This is a genomic window from Okeania sp. (genome assembly GCF_983059655.1).
The window spans coordinates 1-3,711 of the sequence record NZ_CEZPJD010000782.1; the positions used below are offsets into that span (position 1 = coordinate 1).

Annotated in this window: 2 protein-coding genes and 1 pseudogene; 1 reads left to right on the top strand and 2 read right to left on the bottom strand. The window is 36.1% G+C overall.

All coding sequences use genetic code 11. The features are described from left to right. A pseudogene (locus AC3DU7_RS28290) lies at positions 1 to 128 on the bottom strand (cytochrome b6); the annotation flags it as partial. Positions 129 to 464: 336 nt separating this feature from the next. Between AC3DU7_RS28290 and ctpA the strand changes: the two are divergent. Further along, the gene (gene ctpA / locus AC3DU7_RS28295) at positions 465 to 1,703 is read left to right on the top strand and encodes a carboxyl-terminal processing protease CtpA (RefSeq protein ID WP_488042589.1); all 1,239 of its coding nucleotides are present in this window, start codon (positions 465 to 467) and stop codon (positions 1,701 to 1,703) included. A 688-nt stretch (positions 1,704 to 2,391) separates the two neighbouring features. Here the strand turns inward: ctpA and AC3DU7_RS28300 are convergent. Next, entirely contained in the window at positions 2,392 to 3,645 is a 1,254-nt protein-coding gene (locus AC3DU7_RS28300; protein ID WP_488042590.1) for a formylglycine-generating enzyme family protein, read from the bottom strand. Between the last annotated feature and the right edge of the window lie 66 nt (positions 3,646 to 3,711).

The window sequence follows — 3,711 nt, forward strand, 5'->3', positions numbered from 1 at the left end:
AAGCAGTAAAAAATATTTACATGGGGTGGAACATATTTGCTAGAAATATCGTCAGCGAGTGCTTGAACTTCTAAGCGCTCATCGAACCACTTATAAGCTGCTGAGTCAGTTACCTGTTTTGAGAACATGAAGCCAAAAATCCTAGATGAATATTGCTGTGTTTTAATCGATGGTTTTGGGTAGTTAGACTAAAGTGTACTTACCTAAAACCTTTAACCAGCAATACAAAATATAATACCAACTGGTAAAGGAATCTAGAGACAAGTCTACTTTAACTTTAATAAATAAATCTTCATTCTTCTCTACCCTCCAGTTATAAAATTTAACATAACTTGTGGATAAATTTCATCCAGGTATTAGCTATCCAGGTATCAGCTTTTATGAAGTTTGAGGTATTCAGTATTTTTCATTTATACTATAGATTTTACTCAATAGTCCTATAAGGCAAATAAGTTATTGTATCTATGAAAAACAGATTTATCCGAGTTATATTTCTCTTAATATTACCAGTGATTCTGAGTTGTGGATTTTGGACATCATCTGCATCAGCATTGACAGAGGAACAGAGTTTATTAGGCGAAGCTTGGCGGATAGTTAACTTGGCTTACGTTGATGATTCTTTCAATCATCAGAATTGGTGGTTTGTACGTCAAAAATTGATTAAGAAACCCCTGGCGAGCAGAGACGATACTTATAATGCCATTCAGGAAATGTTGGCCAGTCTGGAAGACCCCTTCACCAGACTTCTCAAACCAGAACAATACCATAATTTGCAGGTTAATACCTCTGGAGAATTAACAGGAGTGGGTTTACAAATTGCTTTGGACTCTCAAACAGGAGAACTAACAGTCATCTCTCCCCTGGAAGGTTCTCCTGCTGAAGCTGCTGGTATTCAACCTCGCGATCGCGTCCTCAAAATTGATGGCCAACCAACTTCAGAATTTACTTTGGATGAAGCTGCTAATAGAATGCGAGGTCCAGTTGGCTCTTCTGTAATATTGACAATTTTGACAGAAAGCAACGACCAACCTCAAGACATCACCTTAACTAGGGATACTATTGAAATTAACCCAGTTTATGCTGAATTAAAGTCTGGCCCGGAAACAGGAAATATTGGTTATATTCGTCTGAGTCAATTTAATGCTAATGCTGCGACAGAAGTCAGCCAGGCAGTAGAAAGTTTTGAGCAGCAGGGGGTTATTGGTTATGTACTCGATCTACGCAATAATCCAGGTGGACTATTACAAGCTGGTATAGAAATTGCTCGTCTATGGTTGGATGATGGTACTATTGTTTACACGGTCAACAGACAAAGATTTCTTGGTAGTTTTTCTGCTGATGGACTATCGATAACTGATGCTCCTTTAGTTGTATTAACTAATCAGGGAACTGCTAGTGCTAGTGAAATTCTTGCAGGTGCTCTTCAGGATAATGGCCGTGCTTTGTTAGTGGGAGAAAAAACTTTTGGCAAAGGGTTAATTCAGTCTTTGTTTGATTTGTCTGATGGTTCGGGATTGGCTGTGACGGTGGCCAAGTATGAAACACCAAGCCATAAAGATATTAATAAACAAGGAATTATGCCTGATATTGTTGTGGAACAAGACCCGATTTTGCCTTACCAAGTTACTACAGAAGATGACAAACAATATCAAGCTGCAGTGGAAATTCTCACATCTCAAATTGCATTAGCGAATGCAGTTTAATTAGACTTTTTATCCATATTTCATTAGGGATAAATATTCAGGGTTTGTTTTTCTACATGGTATTGATAATTATTCAATATTGACATCCTCCGGACGCTGCCGAGAGGATGTCATTTCAGTTATCAGTTATCAGTTATCAGTACCTCTGCCTGTTTGCGCAGCATTCCGTAGGAAAGTCAGAGGCTTGAAATATTGAACTTTATTTTTTTCATCCCCTTGAAAGGGGAGGCTTGAGACCTTCTTTTTTGGTCATTTCAGTTATCAGTTATCAGTTATCAGTTATCAGTACCTCTGCCTGTTTGCGCAGCATTCCGTAGGAAAGTCAGAGGCTTGAAATATTGAACTTTATTTTTTTCATCCCCTTGAAAGGGGAGGCTTGAGACCTTCTTTTTTGGTCAAAAATATGAATATTGGAAAATATACAATTTATCTTAATATTTACTGCTTCTTCTAACTTTTATTTATCTATATAAGGGTTTTAATTTTAAAATTTTAAACTTTGTCATGGATTGATGACAAAACCGAAGAAAAAATTTTCCCATTCTCTAACGAAATTTCAATCTTTTTAGCTCTTTTGCTCAATTTTGTAATATTATAGGTAGTGATATAATCTGTAGCTATTTTATTACTTAACAAGATTTTGAAGCTGCAAATGCCTATAAAGTCGTTGTTTGGGGAGCAATCGTTCTTAATTTACTTTTGCATGAATGACTAATTTTCTCCTCTTAATTTTTCTGCCTTTAAAACGAGAGGGATTTTTATCCATAATGACTTGATATTGTTCTTGAGTCATAGGATATTTGCTCATATAAAAAGGTTGAATAGTAACCTGATGTTGAGGACTTTCTGTATTAAATCTTCGTTCTTCGTTTTCTGGGGAACCCATAATAAAACTTCCTCCAGGAACATAAACCATTTCTAATCTAATACCATTACCTAAATCTTCTATTTTTTGTCTGGCATTACCGGGAGTACGAGTGATTATTTTGCCAAAATTATTGACAGTTGCTATCTCAAAAGTAAATATTTCTCCTATTTCTGATTCTGGTATTGATGTGAGAAATGTTTCTGGTGGAGAAGTTTCATTAATAACGGGTGGTGCTGTTAATTTTTGAGATATTTGTAGTGGAGGGGTAAACTTTTTTTCTGTGGGATAAGTCTGGTTAATAAGGGAGGATATTTCTCCTATATTTTGAAACTTTTTCTGAAAATCAGGTAACAAGAGAACGCGGAAACCCAAGTTGATGATGTAGTTGTCAAAATAGTTGTTAAAGCGGAAGGCACTCCGGCAATGGTTAGGATTATTGTTCCAACTACCACCACGGATAATTCTTTGATTAATACTTTCTCCTCTTTTCCAAACACTTCCGTCATTAGGAGCACCATTATAGTTATTGTGCCAAATGTCCAGACACCATTCCCAGACATTGCCGTGCATATCATATAAACCAAAAGCATTAGGAGGAAAAATTCCTACATTTGTTGTTTCTTGTAGATAATTACTTTTAGGAGCTTTGCCATAAATATAGTTGCCATTGTAGTTAGCTAACTCAGACGTTATAGTTTCTCCAAAATAAAAAGGAGTAGTTGTACCTGCACGACAAGCATATTCCCACTGACTCTCACTGGGCAGTCTATAAATTTTCCCAGTTTTCTCACAGAGTCTTTGACAAAATTCTTTGGCGTTGTACCATGTCACATTTTCTACTGGGCGACTTTTCCCTGTAAAGTTAGAAGGATTTTCTCCCATAATTGCTTGATATTGGTTTTGAGTAATGGGGTATTTACTTATATAAAAAGGTTGAATAGTAACCTGATGTTGCGGACTTTCTATATAGTATTTTTGTGATTTATTTTCTGGGGAACCCATGAGAAAATTCCCTCCAGGAATATAAACAATTTCTAATTTTCTGTTGGATAAGTTTGGTTTATAACTGACAATATTTCCCCTGTATTTTGAAACTTTTGCTGAAAATCAGGTAACAAGAGAATGCGGAAACCCCAGTAG

Bases quoted from the DNA above. Each gene is read 5' to 3' on its own strand.
- ctpA (WP_488042589.1), top strand. From the start codon at position 465: ATGAAAAACAGATTTATCCGAGTTATATTTCTCTTAATATTACCAGTG.